Annotated in this window: 16 protein-coding genes and 1 tRNA gene; 6 read left to right on the forward strand and 11 right to left on the reverse strand. The window is 70.1% G+C overall.

The genetic code is table 11. The annotated features are described in order from the left end of the window. Positions 1-40: 40 nt before the first annotated feature. The 4 genes from QQX02_RS08935 to QQX02_RS08950 all read right to left on the reverse strand — a co-directional run bounded on the left by QQX02_RS08935 (position 41) and on the right by QQX02_RS08950 (position 6,404). The gene (locus tag QQX02_RS08935; protein WP_301142551.1) at positions 41-649 is read right to left on the reverse strand and encodes a GDSL-type esterase/lipase family protein; all 609 of its coding nucleotides are present in this window, start codon (positions 647-649) and stop codon (positions 41-43) included. Beyond that, on the reverse strand, positions 646-4,476 hold the full coding sequence (locus QQX02_RS08940; RefSeq protein WP_436968527.1) for a multifunctional oxoglutarate decarboxylase/oxoglutarate dehydrogenase thiamine pyrophosphate-binding subunit/dihydrolipoyllysine-residue succinyltransferase subunit: 3,831 nt from the start codon (positions 4,474-4,476) through the stop codon (positions 646-648). Before QQX02_RS08940 ends, QQX02_RS08935 begins: the two co-directional genes overlap by 4 nt. 198 nt (positions 4,477-4,674) lie before the next feature. Next, entirely contained in the window at positions 4,675-5,487 is an 813-nt protein-coding gene (locus tag QQX02_RS08945; protein WP_301142553.1) for an ABC transporter permease, read from the reverse strand. Then, positions 5,484-6,404, reverse strand: coding sequence for an ATP-binding cassette domain-containing protein (locus tag QQX02_RS08950; protein ID WP_301142554.1), 921 nt, complete (start codon positions 6,402-6,404; stop codon positions 5,484-5,486). Before QQX02_RS08950 ends, QQX02_RS08945 begins: the two co-directional genes overlap by 4 nt. A gap of 218 nt (positions 6,405-6,622) precedes the next feature. Between QQX02_RS08950 and QQX02_RS08955 the strand changes: the two genes are divergently transcribed. Continuing rightward, positions 6,623-7,462 carry a M15 family metallopeptidase gene (locus tag QQX02_RS08955; RefSeq protein WP_301142555.1) on the forward strand — a complete coding sequence of 280 codons (840 nt, stop codon included), beginning with the start codon at positions 6,623-6,625 and terminating at the stop codon, positions 7,460-7,462. Positions 7,463-7,484: 22 nt separating this feature from the next. Here the strand turns inward: QQX02_RS08955 and QQX02_RS08960 are convergent, their stop codons facing one another. After that, on the reverse strand, positions 7,485-8,309 hold the full coding sequence (locus tag QQX02_RS08960; protein ID WP_301142557.1) for a class II aldolase/adducin family protein: 825 nt from the start codon (positions 8,307-8,309) through the stop codon (positions 7,485-7,487). A 262-nt stretch (positions 8,310-8,571) separates the two neighbouring features. On the opposite strand from QQX02_RS08960, the gene ald reads away from it, so the two are divergent. Continuing rightward, positions 8,572-9,687 carry an alanine dehydrogenase gene (gene ald, locus QQX02_RS08965; RefSeq protein ID WP_301142558.1) on the forward strand — a complete coding sequence of 372 codons (1,116 nt, stop codon included), beginning with the start codon at positions 8,572-8,574 and terminating at the stop codon, positions 9,685-9,687. On the opposite strand, the gene QQX02_RS08970 is transcribed toward ald, so the two are convergent. Continuing rightward, positions 9,587-10,429, reverse strand: a complete 843-nt coding sequence (locus QQX02_RS08970; protein WP_301142559.1) for a patatin-like phospholipase family protein — start codon at positions 10,427-10,429, stop codon at positions 9,587-9,589. The two genes, ald and QQX02_RS08970, sit on opposite strands and share 101 nt — an antisense overlap. A gap of 22 nt (positions 10,430-10,451) precedes the next feature. Between QQX02_RS08970 and QQX02_RS08975 the strand changes: the two genes are divergently transcribed. The 3 genes from QQX02_RS08975 to QQX02_RS08985 all read left to right on the forward strand — a co-directional run bounded on the left by QQX02_RS08975 (position 10,452) and on the right by QQX02_RS08985 (position 12,165). Beyond that, entirely contained in the window at positions 10,452-10,928 is a 477-nt protein-coding gene (locus QQX02_RS08975; RefSeq protein ID WP_301142560.1) for a hypothetical protein, read from the forward strand. 94 nt (positions 10,929-11,022) lie between these two features. Beyond that, entirely contained in the window at positions 11,023-11,898 is an 876-nt protein-coding gene (locus QQX02_RS08980; protein WP_301142561.1) for an aldo/keto reductase, read from the forward strand. A 24-nt stretch (positions 11,899-11,922) separates the two neighbouring features. Next, complete coding sequence (locus QQX02_RS08985) at positions 11,923-12,165, forward strand: hypothetical protein (RefSeq protein WP_301142563.1); 243 nt, start codon at positions 11,923-11,925, stop codon at positions 12,163-12,165. A 109-nt stretch (positions 12,166-12,274) separates the two neighbouring features. Here the strand turns inward: QQX02_RS08985 and QQX02_RS08990 are convergent, their stop codons facing one another. After that, complete coding sequence (locus QQX02_RS08990; protein ID WP_301143693.1) at positions 12,275-12,922, reverse strand: LysE/ArgO family amino acid transporter; 648 nt, start codon at positions 12,920-12,922, stop codon at positions 12,275-12,277. 89 nt (positions 12,923-13,011) lie between these two features. On the opposite strand from QQX02_RS08990, the gene QQX02_RS08995 reads away from it, so the two are divergent. Beyond that, a complete protein-coding gene (locus QQX02_RS08995) occupies positions 13,012-13,887 on the forward strand; it encodes an ArgP/LysG family DNA-binding transcriptional regulator (RefSeq protein ID WP_301142564.1) in 876 nt (291 codons plus the stop codon). Positions 13,888-14,017: 130 nt separating this feature from the next. Here the strand turns inward: QQX02_RS08995 and QQX02_RS09000 are convergent. The 4 genes from QQX02_RS09000 to QQX02_RS09015 form a co-directional block, all read right to left on the reverse strand. Further along, positions 14,018-14,090, reverse strand: a tRNA-Arg gene (locus QQX02_RS09000). A 48-nt stretch (positions 14,091-14,138) separates the two neighbouring features. After that, positions 14,139-15,383: an alpha-hydroxy acid oxidase gene (locus QQX02_RS09005; protein WP_301142565.1), complete on the reverse strand. Its 1,245-nt coding sequence runs from the start codon at positions 15,381-15,383 to the stop codon at positions 14,139-14,141. Position 15,384: 1 nt separating this feature from the next. Further along, entirely contained in the window at positions 15,385-16,800 is a 1,416-nt protein-coding gene (locus QQX02_RS09010; protein ID WP_301142566.1) for a rhamnulokinase, read from the reverse strand. Further along, positions 16,797-18,848 (reverse strand): bifunctional aldolase/short-chain dehydrogenase, encoded by a 2,052-nt coding sequence (locus QQX02_RS09015; RefSeq protein WP_301142567.1) that lies wholly within the window; start codon positions 18,846-18,848, stop codon positions 16,797-16,799. The genes QQX02_RS09010 and QQX02_RS09015 overlap by 4 nt, the downstream gene beginning before the upstream one ends. Positions 18,849-18,870 lie beyond the last annotated feature (22 nt).

An 18,870-nucleotide genomic window follows, 5' to 3' on the forward strand; every position in this document is an offset into this window, starting at 1 on the left:
TGAGTGCCGGACAGGAGTGCGGCGCGGTCCGAGGGAGAGGTCAGGCGGTGAGGGCCGACGACGGCACGCCCAGCCAGTCGTGCCACGTCGAGTGCAGCACGAGCCACGCCATGAGGCCGTACCCGGCCTGCAACGGCAGCTCGCCGCCGCTCATCGCCATGTCGGTCGCCCACTGCTCATGACGCGCGAGCGGGCCGTACATGTCGATGTAGGGCACGTCGCGGCGTGCCGCAGACTCCTCGCACAGCGCGGAGTACTCGGCGACCGCGCGACGGTCCTCGGCGGCGATGGGAGGAGGGCCCGCGATCATCGTGCGGAAGCCCAAGGCCGATGCGCGATCGAGGGTGTTCGCCAGGTGCAGTCTGGTCATGGTGGGGGAGACGCCGTGCGACAGGTCGTGGCGGCCGATGGCGAACAGCACGAAGTTGGTGGTGCCCGAGACGCCGTCGGGGCCGATGCGCCGCAGCGCCTCCTCGTCCCATCGGCTCGTGAGCTCGCCGGTGGTCTCACCCGGCACTGCGAGCGTGTGGAAGCGCAGGTGAGGCGCGAGCGGCAGCGTGCGCGCCGCGACGCGGCCCGCCCATCCCAGCGCCTTGGGGTCGCCGTGACCCGCGACCAGCTCGTCGCCCACGAAGAACACGTTGCTCATCGCGCGAATGCCCGGTCCACGAGATCGGCCTGCTCTTCCTGGTGCCGCGAGCTCAGGCCCGAGGCCGGCGAGGCGGCCGCCGCGCGAGTCACGCCCTTGACCGTGCGCTTCATCAGCGGCGGCAGCGTCATCGACAGGTAGCCCCAGGCTCCCTGGTTGCGCGGCTCCTCCTGGACCCACACGAGCGCAGCGTCGCCGTACGGGGCCAGGGCCGCCTCGAGGCTGTCGTGGTCGAGCGGGTAGAGCTGCTCGAGACGGACGATCGCGGTCGAGGTGTCACCCGACTTCTCACGCCGTGCGGCGAGGTCGTAGTACACCTTGCCGGCGCAGAGCAGCACCCGATCCACGCCCTCGGGGTCGACCGTGTCCGCAATGACGGGCTCGAACGTTCCGGACGTGAAGTCCTCGACCGCGGACTGCGCCGCCCGCAGCCGCAGCATCGACTTGGGGGTGAACACGATCAGGGGTCGGCGCGGCCTGTCGTACGCCTGGCGACGCAGGAGGTGGAAGTAACTGGCCGGCGTGGACGGCATGGCGGCGATCATGTTGTCCTCGGCACACAGCTGGAGGAAGCGCTCGACGCGGGCGGACGAGTGGTCCGGGCCCTGCCCCTCGAAGCCGTGCGGCAGCAGCAGCACGACGGACGAGGACTGACCCCACTTCTGCTCGGCAGAGGAGATGAACTCGTCGATGATCGTCTGGGCGCCGTTGACGAAGTCGCCGAACTGCGCCTCCCACAGCGTGAGCGCATCGGGCCGCTCGACGGAGTAGCCGTACTCGAATCCCACGACGGCGTACTCGCTGAGCGACGAGTCGAAGATGTGGAGCTTGGCCTGGTTCGAGCTCAGGTAGAGGAGCGGTGCCCACTCGGCGCCGGTCGCGCGGTCATGGAAGACGGCGTGGCGCTGCACGAAAGTGCCGCGGCGAGAGTCCTGTCCGGACAGCCGCACGGGCACGCCCTCCTGGAGCAGGGCGCCGAACGCCAGCAGTTCTCCGTAGCCCCAGTCGATGCCGCCTTCGCGGGTCATCAGTTCGCGGCGCTCGAGGAGCTTCGCGAGCTTGGGGTGGACGGAGAAGCCCTGCGGGGGGCGGGTGTGAGCGACGCCGATGCGTTCGACCTGGGCCGTGGTCGCGGCCGTCTGCCAGCCCACCATGACGCCGGCGTCGGACGACTGCGAGGAGGGCAGCTCGAGTCCCGAGATGGATTCGGACTCGGTGCCCTTGAAGCCCTCGCGGGTCTCGATGAACACGCGCTCGAGCTGCGCCAAGTAGTCCTGCGAGACCGACTCGGCCTCGTCCGTGGTGATGTCGCCGCGGCGGATCAGCGCCTCGGTGTACAGGTGACGCACGGACCGCTTGGCCTCGATGAGGTCGTACATGCGCGGCTGGGTCATCGACGGGTCGTCGCCCTCGTTGTGGCCGCGGCGACGGTAGCAGACCATGTCGATGATCACATCGCGACCGAATGCCTCGCGGTACTCGAAGGCCAGTCGCGCAGCGCGCACGCACGCCTCGGGGTCGTCGCCGTTCACGTGGAAGATCGGGATCTGGAAGCCCTTGGCGATGTCCGTGCAGTAGCGCGTGGACCGCGAGTCGCCCGGTCCCGTCGTGAAGCCCACCTGGTTGTTGATGATCACGTGGACCGTGCCGCCCGTGGTGAAGCCGCGCAGGCCCGCCATGTTCAGCGTCTCCATGACGACACCCTGGCCGGCGAAGGCGGCGTCGCCGTGGATGAGCACGGGGAGCACGGGGTAGCCATCGGTGGCGGGGTCGGCGCCCAGCTGGTCGAGCTTCGCGCGCACGATGCCCTCGAGCACCGGGTTGACCGCCTCGAGGTGGGAGGGGTTCGCGGCCAGGTACACGTTGGTGGTCTCGCCGGTCTCTGCGGTGAAGACGCCCTCGGTGCCGAGGTGGTACTTCACGTCTCCGGAGCCCTGGACAGAGCCGGGGATGGCGGTGCCGTCGAACTCGCTGAAGATCTGCGAGTACGACTTTCCCGCCAGGTTCGCGAGCACGTTGAGGCGCCCGCGGTGCGCCATACCGATGCACACCTCCTGGATGCCGGAGACGGCAGCCGCGGACATCATCGCGTCGAGCAACGGGATGAGGGACTCGCCGCCCTCGAGCGAGAATCGCTTCTGGCCCACGTACTTGGTCTGCAGGAACGCCTCGAACGCCTCCGCGGCGTTGAGGCGTCGCAGGACTCGCAGGTGCTCCTCGCGGGTGGGCTTGGTGTAGCCCTTCTCGAGCCGCTCCTGGAGCCACGCACGCTGGGCGCGATCGGCGATGTGCATGTACTCGACGCCCACGGTGCGGCAGTACGCGTCGCGCAGGCGGCCCAGGACCTCCCGCATCTTCCAGCGGTTCTTGCCGCCGAACCCGCCGGTCGCGTAGTGGCGGTCGAGGTCCCACAGCGTGAGGCCGTGGGTCTGCACGTCGAGGTCGGGGTGCTTGCGCAGGCGTGTGCTGAGCGGGTCGACGTCGGCCATCAGGTGGCCGCGCGAGCGGTACGCGTGGATCAGCTCGGCGATGCGCGCGGGCTTCGCCGCCTCTGCGTCGTCGTTGGTCGCGGAGTCCTGCACCCACCGCACGGGCTCGTACGGCACGCGCAGCGCCACGAACACGCGGTCCCAGAACCCGTCGAGTCCGAGCAGCTTCTTGTGCACCAATGACAGGAAGTCGCCGGACTGCGCGCCCTGAATGACGCGGTGGTCGTAGGTCGACGTCAGCGTGAGCACCTTCGAGACGCCGAGCCGTGCGACGGTCTCCTCCGACGCGCCCTGGTACTCGGCGGGGTAGTCCATCGCACCCACGCCGATGATCGCGCCCTGGCCCTGCATGAGTCGAGGCACCGAGTGCACGGTGCCGATCGTGCCGGGGTTCGTCAGCGTGATGGTGGTGCCCTGGAAGTCGTCGGCCTGGAGGGCCCCTGTGCGCGCCTTGCGGACGACGGCCTCATACGCGGCCCAGAACTTCGCGAAGTCCATGCTGTCGACGCCCTTGACGTTCGGCACGAGCAGCTGGCGCACGCCGTCGCCCTTGTCGAGGTCGATCGCGAGGCCGAAGTTGATGTGCTCGGGGGTGCGCACGGCGGGCTTGCCATCGTCCTCGGCGAACGAGACGTTCATCGCCGGCTGCTCGGAGAGCGCCTCGATGATCGCGTAGCCGATGAGGTGGGTGAAGCTCACCTTTCCGCCGCGCGTGCGGGCCAGGTGGTTGTTGATCACGACCCGGTTGTCCATCAGCAGCTTGGCGGGGATGGTGCGCACCGAGGTCGCGGTGGGGACCTCGAGGCTCGCCTCCATGTTCGAGACGACGCGCGCAGCGGGTCCGCGCAGCCGCTCGAGCCCGTGCTTCACGTCCTTGGCCGCGAGCATCTTGTGGTCGTGGCGCTGCAGGTAGGCGGCCGTGGGAGCCTGCGCCGTCGCGATCGGCTGCGTGGCGAGCTGCTCGACGTCGGCCGCCGGCTCGGGCGCCGATGCGGCCGATGCGGGGGAGTCCTTCCGCGCCACGGGCATCTCCTGCGTCGCTGGCTGGGGCACGGTGCGGCGCTCGGTGGCGGGCGCGGGTGTGGGCGTCGGCGCGGAGGGCTGGCCGCCCTCCTCGTGGCTTCCTGGCGATGGCGCCGGGCGTTCAGCACGCGCCGCGGGCTGCGCGGTGGGCTCGTCGCCCGGGCTCGCGGTGCCCGCATCCGACGCGGTGGCCGATGCGGGGGCGTCCGGGGCCGGATCGCCCGGAGGGGCGGATTCGGCGGTCGGGGCCGTGGCGTGGGGAGTCGAGTCGCCCTCGGCGGCGCTCGAGGCGCTGGGCGCGCTCGTGCCGAGGATGAGCGAGGCGACCGAGGGAGCCCCGGCGTCTCGTGCGACTGACGTGCGGTCAGTAGCTGTCGCGCTGGTGTCGGTGGACACGTCGGGGGCCGCTCACTTTCTTGGCGCGGATGCGTCTAACGAGGACGTCGATGTTCTTCAATAGTCCAGCCTAGACGCTCTGCGCGGGTGGACCGTCCCCGTGACTTGGGCAAATCGTTACGAGATGTCCTTGCGGAACGTGATCAGCCAACCGATGACGGCGGCGATGACCGCGTATCCCAGGAGAACGAGCAGTCCAGCCCATGGCGCGAGCAGATCGCCCACTCCCGCAGTGGAGTAGAAGCTGGCACCCGCGATCGCCTCGCCTGCCGCGCCCGGCATGAACTTCCCGGCTCCCGCAATCGGGTCGACGAAGGCGAGTCCGAAGCGCACGATGGGCTCGACCAGCTGGGTCCAGCCCAGCAGCGCCACGATCACGACCACCTGGTTGGTGAGCGCTGTGCCGAATCCCACGCCGACGAGGCCCCACGCGGTCAGCGCCACGACGCTCATGCCGAGCGTGCGCCACACCTCCGCGGAATCGAGGCCGGTCGGTTCTCCGCCGAGCATCAGCGCTCCGGCTCCGACGCCCACGCCGGTCGCGACACCGACGACCGCGTAGATCAGCGCGAACGGGATCACCGCGACGAACTTCGCACCGATCACCTTCGCCCGACTCGGCTCCAGCAGCAGCGTCGTGTCGATGGTGCGATGGCGGAACTCGGACGTGACTGCCAGGGCGCCCACGATGACGGGGAACACATACCCGAACGACACTGGCAACGTGTAGATGATGCGGGCCGTGGCGACCGGGTCCATGTCGGCGCCGCCGCCCTCCACTCCGGATCCGCCGATCTCCTCCGCGAAGGCGAAGGAGAAGCCGATCGTCGCGGTCATGAAGGCGACGCCCGCGACCATGCACAGCAACAGGATCCACCACAGCCGGGTGGACCGGATCTTGCGCAGCTCGGAGACGATCGCGGTGCTCATGCGGCCACCTCGGTCTCGGTCGTGGCGGGGGACTCGGTCAGTCGCAGGAACACGTCCTCGAGGCTCTCGCCCGTCTCGTCGAGCCCGTGGATCTCGAGTCCATCGGCGAACGCGTAGGCCCCGACCTCGGCGGCGCTCGCGCCCAGGATCCGGACCTGGCCCTCCCGCTCGATGGTCGCCGTGCCGGGGAATCGCGTGCGTGCGAAATCTGCCAGCGCATCGGCGCGGGGGCTCTTCAGCACGACACCCGGCTCGGCAAGCGCGCGCAGCTCCTCGAGGGAGGACTGATGGCGCAGGGCGCCGTTCGCGATCACCACCACATCGTCGACAGTCTGCTGAACCTCGCTCAGCAGGTGAGAGCTGAGCAGCACCGTGCCCCCCGCATCGGCGAACGATCGCAGGAACGACCGCAGCCACTTGATGCCCGCGGGGTCCAAGCCGTTGGCGGATTCGTCGAGGACCAGCACGTCGGGGCGTCCGAGCAGTGCGGTGGCGAGGCCCAGTCGCTGGCGCATGCCGAGCGAGAAGCCGCCCACCCGCCGGTGCGCGGCGTCCGTCATGCCGACCGAGGCGAGCGCCTCGTGGCAGCGGGCATCGTCGACATCCACGAGCGGTGCGTAGGCGCGGAGGTGCTGGAAGGCGGTGCGACCCGGGTGGAACGCACCCTCGAAATGCGCGCCCACGATGGTGCCGGGGCGGTGCTGCTTCGCGTAGCTCGCGCCTCCGATGTGGGCGGTGCCCGACGTCGCGGAGACGAGTCCCACCAGGATCCGCAGCGTGGTCGACTTGCCGGCCCCGTTGGGTCCGAGGAACCCGGTCACGCGACCCGGCTGCGCCGAGAAGCTCAGGTCGTCCACGGCGGTGATCGCGCCGTACCGCTTGGTGAGCGAGTCGACCTCGATGGTGCGCGACTGCATGAGACCTCCGTGAGTGTGGTGTGTTTCGATGCTAACGGGCTCCCGCGCTCGATGACCACGCGTCCAAGGCCTGGCAGGTCACCGCTTTCGGGCCGCGTGACCAATCAGACAGAGGTGAGGGGTGGCGCTCTCCGTTACCAATTGGTTACAATCGCACCCAGGCCGACGCTTCGACGTCGGCCGTACTCGTTCGATTCAGATGGCACCTGGAGGCTCGTGTGAGCACTGACGCGCATGCGTCGGCGCCCCAAGCGTCGCGCTCGTCGCGCCGCGAGCGACGGCTCCTGCAGACGCAGGAGATCCAGGTCCGTCAGACCCACCGCCGCCGCAAGGTGCTCACTCGCACCGGCGTCCTCGCGGGTTTCGTGCTCGCGATGGTCGTGTACCCGGTCATGGGCACGCTGACGCCGTACGCCGATGCAGTCGAGGCGGTGCCGGGAGCGGTGGCCGGCGAGAATCCCTCGACGGCCCGCGCGCTCCTCGGAGGCGGGCCTCAGCTCGTCGAGTCCGAGCTGCCGCTGCCCGAGGCAGACGCCTCCGCCGTGCTCGCGACCTCGGTCCAGATCGAGGTCAGCCAGCACCTTCCTGACTGCAACCCGCTCCAGGGCTGGGAGGGGTACAACGGCAAGCTCTCGGCAGACTCGCTGTGCGACGTCGGCCAGGGCGAGCAGCTCCGCAACGACGCCGCCGTCGCGTTCGCCGAGCTCAACAACCGCTTCGCCCAGGACTTCGGTCGAGACATCTGCCTCTCGGACGGGTACCGCACGCTCTCCAGCCAGTACGCCACGAAGCGTTCCCGCGGGTTCCTTGCGGCGACGCCGGGCACCTCGGTTCACGGCTGGGGCCTTGCCATCGACCTGTGCAGCAGCGATGCACGCGGCCCTGCGAAGGCGTGGCTGGAGGAGAACGGCGCCACGTGGGGCTGGGTCAACCCCAGCTGGGCCAAGACCAGCAAGTACGAGCCGTGGCACTTCGAGTACGAGCCCGGCACCGATGAGCTCGGCGTCTACGGCTCCTCCTACTGGGCCAATTCAGGCGCCTACCGCTCGTCGAACTGACCCATCGCCCCGTTCCGAGGCGCTAGAGCCAGCGGGACTCGATCGAGAACGTCGTGGCGACGGTGGCGATCTCCTCGCGCGTGAGGCCCTCCGCACGGCCGCCTGCCAGCAGGTCCATGTACTCGTAGCGCGCAGCCGTCTCCGCGTACTCGACGCGGTCGACCGCCCGGTAGACCGACACATCCGAGCGTGACATGGTGCCGTGCTTGGACCACAGCACGATCTCGTGCTCGCGGAGCCCCGCCACGTTCGCGGCGCCCATCTGCTCTGAGCCTGGGACGTAGAACGGCAGCACGCCGATCCCCTGGGAGAGCGAGACGATGGTCTCCGGCTCCCACCGGAGGATCGCGCGGTTCATGCGCTCGGTGTCCCGATACGCAGGGATGTGACTGAGGTAGGTCAGGTGCGGCGGTTGTGCGTGCACCACGGCTTGGAAGCCGATGCCGCGCCGCGCGACCTGGTCCTGGTGCACGGCCAGGTGCGAGTTGAGCTCCGAGGTGAGGCGCGCGAATCGGCGGGTGGTCGCGGTGTGAAGAGTGCCGGTGCGGCCGTCCTGGTGGATCCGCACCGCGCCCATGGCGGACAGCGGGTCGGCCTCGATCTGGCGCAGGCGCCGTCCCGATCCCGTCGCGAGCACGATGCCGCCGGCGAGGGCAGGAACCGGATCGGGAAGCGTGATCTGCTCCTCCTGGGGGAAGTGGTGGCTCACGTCGACGTCCCACCCCATGTAGACGGAGATGTTGCCCGCACCGGCCTCGGAGGCGTCGATGTCGCAGATGCGGGCGCCGGCCTCGCCTATCTGCGCGATGAGTTCGTCGAGGGAGGGGTGGGAGGGGGTGCTGCTCATGGCGTGCTCCTTGGCGTGAGGGGGACGGTGCGTTGAAACGATTCAAGCACGTGGGATGCGCGCCGGCCGTGTCCTAGGTCCTGGTGCGGTCGCCGGCGGGAGCGGAAGGCGATCGGGGCGAGCCGACCGACGTGTCGCCAGGCATCCCCGTACGCGCTGTAGCAGGCTAGGGGCCAGGAACCGGCCCTGACCCGTGGCCGCGACCGCACTCGCCGACGCCCGGTCCACCCGCACCGGGCGCGGCGCGAGACGAGGAGGCGCGATGCGCATCGGCATCCCCCGGGAGACCAAGAACCGCGAGACCCGTGTGGCACTGACGCCCGAGGGCGCTCGCGCGCTCGCGGACGACGGTCACGAGGTGCTCGTCGAACGGGGTGCGGGCGCGGCCGCGTTCCTGCCCGACGACGAGTACGAGGCCGCGGGGGCGAGCATCGTCTCCACCTCAGAGGCGTGGGGCGCGGACCTGGTGCTGAAGGTCAAGGAGCCGGTCGAAGGGGAGTACGGTCTGCTGCGCGCCAATGTGCTGTTCACGTTCCTTCACCTGGCGGCGAACGAACCCCTCGCAGCGGCGCTGGTCCAGGCGGGAACGACGGCCTTCTCGTACGACACGGTCCAGGTGGAGGACGGCAGCCTTCCGCTGCTCACGCCGATGAGCGTCATCGCCGGCCGGCTCGCAACGCTCGAGGGCGGCCATCACCTGTTGAGCTCGCAAGGCGGGCGCGGGGTGCTGATCTCTGGTGCCCCCGGCGTCGCAGGCGCCCGTGTGGTGGTCATCGGCGGCGGGGTGGCCGGCTCGCACGCGCTGGCACAGGCGGTCGGGATGGGCGCCGATGCGGTGGTGATCGACCTCGACGAGGCGCGCCTCGCGGCGCTCGCGCGCACCCACGGAGACCGGGTGCGCACGGTGGTCTCCACGCCCGCTGCCATCGAGCGTGAGGTGCTCGCTGCGGATCTTGTCATCGGCGCCGTGCTGGTTCCCGGTCACCGCGCACCGAAGGTCGTGAGCCGTGACACGGTGATGCGCATGCGGCCGGGGGCCGTGATGGTGGACATCGCCATCGATCAGGGCGGCTGCTTCGAGGTGTCGCGCCCCACCACTCATGACGACCCCGTGTTCACCGTGGGGGAGGTGCAGGTGTACTGCGTCGCCAACATGCCGGGAGCCGTGGGGGCGACGGCCACGGCGGCCCTGGCGCACGCCACCCTGCCCTACATCACAGCGCTCGCCGGCGGATGGGAGCGCGCAGTGGCGGCCGACGGCGCTCTCGCCCGCGGACTCAATACCGATGCAGGAACCGTGCGATACCCCGCAGTGGCCCAGGCATTTCCTCATCTTCCGGCGGATCCTCCGGCGGTTCGCGCGGTGGAGGCGGAGTGACCACCGGGTAGTCGGCGAGCACCGCCTCCGCCGCGCGACGGCCCTCCGTGACGAGCGCGGTCAGGTCGCGGGGCACCCATTGGGAGTGGGTGCCGACCACGGGCTGCACGAGCGTCACATCGGCCCGGATGGCCCACTCGTGCACCGAGAGCTCGGAGCCGCCCAGCCGCTCCCACTCGGGCGCCAGCCGGACTCCGATGACGTGCTCGGCGCCCATGTCGAAGGCCGTCTCGATCGGGAGGTTCTGCACCACGCCGCCGTCGATCAGCATGCGACCGCCGATGCTGACAGGCCGAAAGATCCCCGGCACGGCTATCGACGCGGCGATCGCGTCCGCGAGCGGCCCGCTCCTCAGAACGGTCGCGGTGCGAGTCTCGGCATCGGTGGCGACGGCCCCGTAGGTCACCGGCAGGTCCTCGATCGCCGCATCCCCGGCGACAGTCCGCACTGTCTCACGGAGCGCATCGGCCGTCAGCAGGCCCAGTCCGGGCCTGGGGGTGAAGGTGCCGAACGTGCTCCACGAGGCACGCACCACGTGATCCTCGAGGTCGTAGGGGTCGAGCCCGACGGCGTAGGCGGCGCCCACGACGGCACCGGCGGAGGTGCCCGCGACGATGCTGGGCGCGATGCCGCGCTCGCGGAGCACCTGCAGCACTCCCACGTGCGCCGCTCCGAGCGCCCCGCCGCCGCCGAGCGCGAGCCCGAGCCGCGGCATGCGGGTGAGGTCGTGCACGGCTGCCATGGCGTCATCGTAGGCTGGCAGGATGTCCGATGCGCCCGATGAACGCCCCCGCACCTGGCTTCCCCTGGCGGCCGCGGGCGTGGTCGGAGCGGTGGTGGTCGCGGCGGCGGTGGTGTCCTTCGCGCTCGGCGGAGGGCCGGACGAGACCGAGGCGGCGGTGATCGCCGCATGCGAGGCCGAGTACGAAGCCACCACCGGCCCCGCGATCGTTGCGGGCGAGATCTATGACCCGACTCGGTGGCGCGAGCACTACGCCGTCGTCGAGGAGCAGGCGGACGTCCCGGCGTCGTTGGATGACCTGTCCGACGATGACGTCGCCGCGTGGGACGCGCGGGCCGCGGCCTTCGAGGAGAGCGGCGCGGGCACCATGGTGATCGTGTGGCGGCTCGACGACGACGCCTACGCGCAGTGCGCCGTGCCTGTCGCGGACGGCACCGTCGACGCGGGGCTCGCGGTCGTGGGTCCCCTCGAGGTGGTGCGCGGGGGAGCTGACGCGTAGCGAGAACGCGGGAAGCGCGCGTGCGCGAGTTGCGTTGTCGGTCACAGCCGCTACGTTCGATTGTGGACCAGGACCTTCAGACACAGGGAGACGCATGGAGCAGCGCAAGCTCGGAGACCGCACCGTCGGCGCGATCGGCCTGGGCGGCATGCCCATGTCGATCGAAGGCCGGCCCGACGAGGCGAGGGCGATCGCCACGATCCACGCGGCCCTGGACGCCGGCGTCACCCTTATCGACACGGCCGACGCCTACCATCTCAACCCCGGCGAGACCGGGCACAACGAGGCGCTCATCGCGCGCGCCCTGATGGCCTATTCAGGCCCGGCCGACAAGACGGAGGTGCTCGTCGCCACCAAGTCGGGCTCGCTCCGCCCCGGTGATGGCACCTGGCACCAGAATGGCGACCCGGCCTACCTGAAGTCGGCTGCCAAGGCCTCGGTCCAGCGCCTGGGCGTCGAGGCCATCGGCCTGCATCAGTTCCACCGCCCCGATCCACGCGTGCCGTTCGCGGATTCGGTGGGCGCCTTCGCCGAGCTGCTCGATGAAGGCGTGATCCAGATGGCGGGCATCTCGAACGCCGACACCGCGCAGATCCGTGAGGCTCACGAGATCCTGGATGGCCGGCTCGTGAGCGTGCAGAACCAGTTCTCGCCGCGGTTCGTCTCGAGTTACCCGGAGCTCGAGCTGTGTGCCGAGCTCGGGATCGCGTTCCTTCCGTGGAGCCCACTCGGCGGCATCGGCCGCGCCGGGGACGTGGGCACGGAGCACGTGCCTTTCCAGGAGGTCGCCGACGCGCGGGGCATCTCCCCGCAGCAGGCAGTGCTGGCGTGGGAGCTTGCGCTGTCCGACGTCGTGATCCCCATCCCCGGGGCGTCGCGCCCGAGCTCGATCCTGGACTCGGCCGGAGCCGCGGAGATCGATCTGACCGAGGATGAGATGGCCGCGCTCGCGGTGGTCCTCGGAGACTGACACGAACGACATCTGGAGGACGTCATGAGTCGCAAGATCAGCGTGAGAATAGGTGAGACGGTCGGGATCGGTCTCATCGGCGACGGCGTGATCGGCTTGCTGCAGCCGGAGCAGCACATCGCGCGCTGGGAGTCCGGACCGGCGTGGTGGCAGCGGGCGCTCAAGCCGTTCGTGGGCAACGCGCGCAACACCCGCACGTTCGCCGCGGCCGAGGTGGTCGCGGGTGTCGCCATCGTGTGGCTCCTGCCGCCTGGCCGCAAGGACTAGCGGGGCGCAAGGACTAGCGGGGCGCAAGGACTAGCTGGTCGCGAGGACTAGCTAGTCGCGACGACGATGCGGCCGCAGGGAATGGGTGCCCCGCGGCCCGCGCCGCGGGTCATGCGCCCGCAGCGAGCGTGACCGCGAGGGCGAGCATCACCAGCGCGATCGCGGCGTCGAGCACGCGCCATGCGCCCGGCTTGGCGAGCACGCCGCTGAACAGCCGCGCTCCGTAGCCGAGCGCGGTGAACCACACGATCGACCCCACGATCGCGCCCGCGCCGAAGAGCCAGCGCGCATCGCCGTGGGATGACGCGATCGTGCCGAGCAGGAGCACGGTGTCCAAGTAGACGTGCGGGTTGAGCCAGGTGAGCGCGAGGCAGGTCACCGCAGTCGCGCTCATTGATGCGGTCCCGGGTGCGAGGGTGCGGACGGGGACGGCGCTTGCGTTCCCCTGGATCTGGTGTTCGGGTGCGGTCCCTCCCTCGGCCTCAAGGGCCGTGGCGCGCGGCCGCCATGCCCGCCGCGCGGCGAGCACCGCATAGCCGAGCAGGAAGATCGCGCCTCCCCATCGGATCGCCGTCACCAGAGCGGGAGCGGAGGAGAGTGCCGCTCCGACGCCCGCGACGCCAGCAGCGATGAGCAGCGCGTCGGATGCCGCGCAGATGGTGACGACCAGTCCCACGTGCTCGCGGCGCAGCCCCTGGCGCAGCACGAAGACGTTCTGGGCGCCGATGGCGATGATGAGGGAGAGCCCGAGGGCCATGCCGGCGAGGAAGGTCACGGGATCCACGCTAGGGCGAGTCCTGTAGAAGCGCCACTAAATTGTAGCGATGGGGCATTAGCATGGCTGATATGAAGGTGCCTCCAGACCTTGCCGCGACTCTTGCCGCGGCCGTCTCGGAGGGCTCGCTGGAAGGGGCGGCGCGTGCCCTTCACGTCTCGCAGCCCGCGGTCACGCAGCGCATCCAGGCCCTCGAGAAGACGGTGGGCCAGGTGCTGCTGGTGCGGTCACGTCCCGTGCGCGCCACGGCTGCCGGAGAAGCGGTGATCCGGTATGCGCGCCAGGTCGAACATCTCGAGCGCGACCTTGGGGAGGCGCTCGGGGTGGAGACGCAGCCGCGCCCCAGCGTCGCCATCGCCGTGAACGGGGACTCGCTCGCCACATGGTTCCTCGAGCCCCTCGCGGTGCTCGCCGACGAGCTGGGCGTCACCTTTCAGCTCCATCGTGAGGACGAGGGGCGCACGGCGGACCTGCTGTCCGACGGTACCGTCGCCGCTGCGGTCACAACCCGCTCCGCGCCCGTGCCGGGCTGCACGGTGACCCGCCTGGGAGACATGCGCTACGGGGCGTTCGCGTCGCAGGCCTTCGCGGCGCAGTGGTTCCCCGACGGGGTGTCAGCGCCTGCCCTCAGTTCCGCTCCGGTCGTGGACGTGGACGAGGACGACGCACTCCAGACGCGCTTTCTGCGCGCGCACGACGTCGATCCGCACCAGCCGCCTCGCCACCGCATCCCCGGATCCTCCGAAATGGTGCGTGCCATCGAGCTCGGCATGGGGTGGGCGGTGCTGCCACCCGCACTGGGGGCGCAGGCCGCCGGCCTGGTGGAGCTGGGCGGACCAATCGTGACGGTGCCGTTGCACTGGCAGCAGTGGCGGGTTCGGTCGGCACTGCTTGACCGCATCGCGGCGGAGGTGGCAGCGGCCGCGTCGACTGCCCTGGGCCGCTGACGGGCGGGCGGTCACCGCGGCACCAGATCGTGTTGCCGTCGTCGCGTCCATGCGACCCGGATGCGACAAAGCCGGAGGGACCCACGCCTTTCAGCGTGCCCTCCGGCTTCAGTGTCGCGAGCATGCGACGCGCCCTCGACAGGAATCGAACCTGCGACCTTCGGTACCGGAAACCGGTGCTCTATCCGCTGAGCTACGAGGGCAAGACGGGATCAACCCGCGAGGATCAAGGTTACCAGTGCGGGGACGGCTCAGGAGGCGTCCCCGCGCGGCACCAATTGCTGCAGTTGGGTGACGTGACCGGGGTTCAGGTCGGCCACCGACGCCACTCCCAGGAGCTTCATGGTGCGAATGGTCTCTGCGGTCAGGATCTCGATGGCCCGGTCCACCCCTTCGCGGCCGCCGGCCATCAGCCCGTACAGGTACGCGCGGCCCACGAGGGTGAAGTCCGCTCCCATCGCGAGTGCCGCCACGATGTCGGCGCCGGACATGATGCCGGTGTCGAGAATGATCTCTTTGCTCTCGCCCAGCTCGGCTCGCACCGCAGGCAGCAGGTGGAACGGCACCGGTGCACGGTCGAGCTGCCGCCCGCCGTGGTTGCTCAGCACGATGCCGTCGACTCCGAGGTCGGCGACCGCGCGAGCATCGGCGACGGTCTGGATGCCTTTGACGACCACCTTCCCGGGCCACTGATCGCGGACCCACGCCAGGTCCTCGAAGTCCATGGTGGGGTCGAAGAGGGTATCGAGGAGCTCGCCGATAGTGCCCTGCCACTCGGACAGCGAGGCGAAGGTCAGTGGCTCCGTGGTGAGGAAGTTCCACCACCACTCGGGGCGCGGGATCGCGTTCAGGATCGTCCGGGGCGTCAGCTGCGGTGGGATCGTGAACCCGTTGTAGCTGTCGCGCAGGCGGGCGCCCGCGACCGGCACGTCGACGGTCACGAGCAGGGTGTCGAAGCCCGCCTCTGCCGCCCGGGACACGAGGGACATGGACCGGTCGCGGTCCTTCTGCATGTACAGCTGGAACCAGTTGCGCCCCTCAGGATTCGCCGCCCGCACGTCCTCGGGAGACGTGGTGCCGACCGTGGACAGCGAGAACGGGATCCCCGCCGCTCCCGCGGCCGAGGCGCCAGCCCGCTCGCCCTCGGAGTGCATCATCCGGGTGAATCCCGTGGGGGCGATGCCGAAGGGCAGCGCCGAGCGCCCGCCCGCGATCTCGACCGACGTGTCGACCGCCGAGACGTCGCGCAGAATCGCGGGGTGGAATTCGATCTCGCGGAAGGCCCGACGCGCCCGGCCGAGCGACAGCTCCGCCTCGGCCGCCCCGTCGGCGTAGTCGAACGCGCCCTTCGGAGTCCGCCGCTTGGCGATCGCCCGCAGATCCGCGATGGTGTGTGCCTTCGCCAGCCGGCGCGTGCGGCCGTCGGTCTCGAAGCGCTTGAACCGCATCAGGGGAGCGAGTTCGCTCGGCCGCGGGATGTGCCGCTCTTGCTTCATGTCAGGCTCCGGTGGGCTCGAAGGTGCGGGGTGAGAACGTGCGGCGCACGAGATCGCGCATGGACTCCAGAGTGCCCCCGATCGCGCCCAGCGCGCGACCTTGGACCAGCACGTTGCCGAGCGCGGTCGCCTCGACGGGCCCCGCGACGACCGTGAGCCCCGACCTGTCCGCAGTGCGCTGGCACAGCAGCTCGTTCTGAGCGCCGCCGCCCACCAGATGGATGGTGTCGACTCGCTGTCCGGAGAGCGCCGATGCGCGGGTGACGGCATCGGCGAACGCGACGGCGAGGCTCTCGATGATTGACCGCGCGAACTCCGCTCGGGTCGTCGGGGTGCGCAGTCCCCGCCCTGCGCACCACTGAGCAATGCGCTCCGGCATGTCGCCCGGGGCCATGAAGACCGGGTCGTTCGCGTCGAAGACCGGCACGTCAGGCCCGATCGCCGTCGCTTCGGCGAGCAGTCGCTCGAGGGCCACCGGCTCGCCGTCGCGCTCCCAGGCCCTGACGGACTCGCTGAGCAGCCAGAGGCCCATGACGTTGTGAAGGAACCGCGTGCGGCCGTCGACGCCCCCCTCGTTGGTGAAGTTCGCCTCCCGGGCATCGTCCGACAGCACGGGGCGCTCGGTCTCGACGCCCACCAGGCCCCACGTCCCGCACGAGATGTATGCTCCGCCGGATTCGCGCATCGGCGTGGCCACGACGGCCGATGCGGTGTCGTGGCTGCCCACGGCGATTACGCGGGCATCCCGCAGTCCGGTGTGCTGCGCGGGTGCCGCGAGCAGGGGCCCGATCGCCTCGCCAGCGTCGACGAGTGCGGGCAGCAGTCCGGAGTCGATGCCCAGCGCATCGAGCAGCGAGAGATCCCAGTCTCGCGTCGCGACGTCCAGCAGGCCCGTGGTCGAGGCATTGGTGCGTTCTGTGACGGCGCGGCCCGTGAGCCAGAATCCGAGGAGGTCGGGCACGAGCAGCAGAGAATCGGCGACCCCCAGCACCGCCGGGTCCTCCGCAGCGAGCTGGTACACGGTGTTGAACGGCAGGAACTGAAGGCCGTTGCGCGCATAGAGGGCTTCGAACGGCACCTGGGAGTGCACCTTCTCGACCGCGGGCGCATTGCGCGCGTCCCGGTAGTGGAAGGGTTCGCCGAGCGTGCGGCCCCTGCGCAGCAGCGCGTAGTCCACGGCCCACGAGTCGATGCCGACGCTCGCGATGTCCTTCTCCCAGGACACCGCGTCCCGGAGGCCGTCCAGCGCGGCGCGATGCAGCCCTTGGGTGTTCCAGTGCAGTCCGTCGGGCAGTGCGACCGCGCCGTTGGGGAAACGGGCGACCTGGCGGATTCTCAGCGACTCCGAGCCGACGTGGCCCACGACCACGCGACCGCTGGTGGCCCCCAGGTCGATCGCGGCGACCGCGGCGGTCATCGCAGGAAGGCGGCCGCGACGCCGGCGTCCACGGGCACGTGCAGTCCCGTGGTGTGGGTCATGTCGGGCCCGGTCAGCACGATCGCGGCGTTGGCGACGTGCTCCGGGAGCACCTCGCGCTTCAGGATCGTGCGTTGCGCGTAGAACTCGCCCAGATTCTCCTCGTCGATGCCGTAGGTCTTGGCGCGGTTGGCGCCCCAGCCCCCGGCGAAGATGCCGGATCCTCGGACTACGCCGTCGGGGTTGATGCCGTTGACTTTGATGCCGTGCTCGCCCAGCTCGACGGCGAGCAGCCGCACCTGGTGGGCCTGGTCCGCTTTGGTGGCGGAATACGCGATGTTACTCGGGCCGGCGAAGACAGCGTTCTTGGAGGCGATGTAGAGGATGTCGCCGCCCATCTGCTGAGCGATCATGGCGCGCGCCGCGGCCTGGCTCACGAGGAACGAGCCCTTGGCCATGACGTCATGCTGGAGGTCCCAGTCCTTCTCGGTGGTCTCGAGCAGTGGCTTGGACAGCGACAGGCCCGCGTTGTTGACGACCAGGTCGACGCCCCCGAAGGCGAGGACCGCCTCATCGATCGCGGCGGCCACCGCATCGGGCTTCGACACGTCGACCTGCACTCCGACGGCGACGTCGGTCGAGCCCAGTTCTGCCGCCGCGTCGCGTGCCTTGTCGAGGTCGAGATCGGCGATCACCACGCATGCTCCCTCGGCCGCGAGGCGCGTGGCGATCGCGTTGCCGATGCCAGAGGCGGCGCCGGTCACGAAGGCCACGCGGGTGGCGTGGGACTTCGGTGCGGGCATGCGCTGGAGCTTGGCCTCCTCGAGCGCCCAGTACTCGATGCGGAACTTCTCGGCATCGGAGATGGGGGTATACGTGCTGAGGGACTCGGCTCCCCTCATCACGTTGATCGCGTTGACATAGAACTCGCCGGCGACGCGAGCGGTCTGCTTGTTCGCGCCGAACGAGAACATGCCCACGCCGGGCACGAGCACGATGAGCGGGTCGGCTCCGCGGATGGCGGGCGACTCATCGGTGGCGTGCGCGTCGTAGTAGGCCTGGTAGTCGGCTCGGTACTCCTCATGAAGCTCTTTGAGCCGCGTGATCGAGTCGTCGACTGAGGCGTCGGCGGGCAGATCGAGCACCATGGGCCTGACCTTGGTGCGCAGAAAGTGATCCGGGCACGAGGTGCCCAACGCGGCCAGGCGCGGGTGCTCGGCACGGGACAGGAAGTCCAGCACCACCTCGGAGTCGGTGAAGTGCCCCACCATGGGCCGGTCGGTGCTGGCGAGTCCGCGAATCGTGGGGGAGAGCGCGGCGGCCTTGGCGCGGCGAGCCGTGGCCTCGAGTGCCCCGTAGCCGGCGAGTTCGCCTCCGAAGGGGTCGGGCCGCCCGTGCTCCTGGATATAGGCCGCCGCGGTCTCGATGATCTCGAGGGACCGTGCCTCGCACTCCTCCGACGTGTCACCCCACGCGGTGATCCCGTGCCCGCCGAGGATGCAGCCAATGGCCTGCGGGTTCGCGGCCTTGATCGCCGCGATGTCCAGGCCGAGCTGGAAGCCGGGCCGGCGCCATGGCACCCACACCACCGTCTGTCCACCAGCACCGTCGCCGAAGATCTTCTGGGTGAGCTCCTCGCCGTCGGCGGCTGTCGCGATGGCGATGCCGGCGTCGGGGTGGAGGTGATCCACGTGCGCGGCGTCGACGAGTCCGTGCATCGCGGTGTCGATGCTGGGGGCCGCACCGCCCTTGCCGTGCAGGCAGTAGTCGAAGGCCGCGACCATCTCGTCCTCGCGCTCCACGCCGGGATAGACGTCGACGAGGGCGCGCATGCGGTCCAGCCGCAGCACCGCGAGACCCTTCTCCTGAAGCGTGCCGAGGTCGCCGCCGGAGCCCTTGACCCACATCAGCTCGACCGCGTCGCCGGTCACAGGATCCGTGTCCGCGCCCTTGGCGGACGTGTTGCCGCCGGCGTAGTTGGTGTTCTTGGGATCTGCGCCCAGGCGGTTCGAGCGTGAGATCAGGTCGGTGACGACGGGGTTCGTCATGAGAGTCCTTTCAGGGTGCGAT

The organism is Demequina muriae (assembly GCF_030418295.1).
Lineage (GTDB): Bacteria > Actinomycetota > Actinomycetes > Actinomycetales > Demequinaceae > Demequina > Demequina muriae.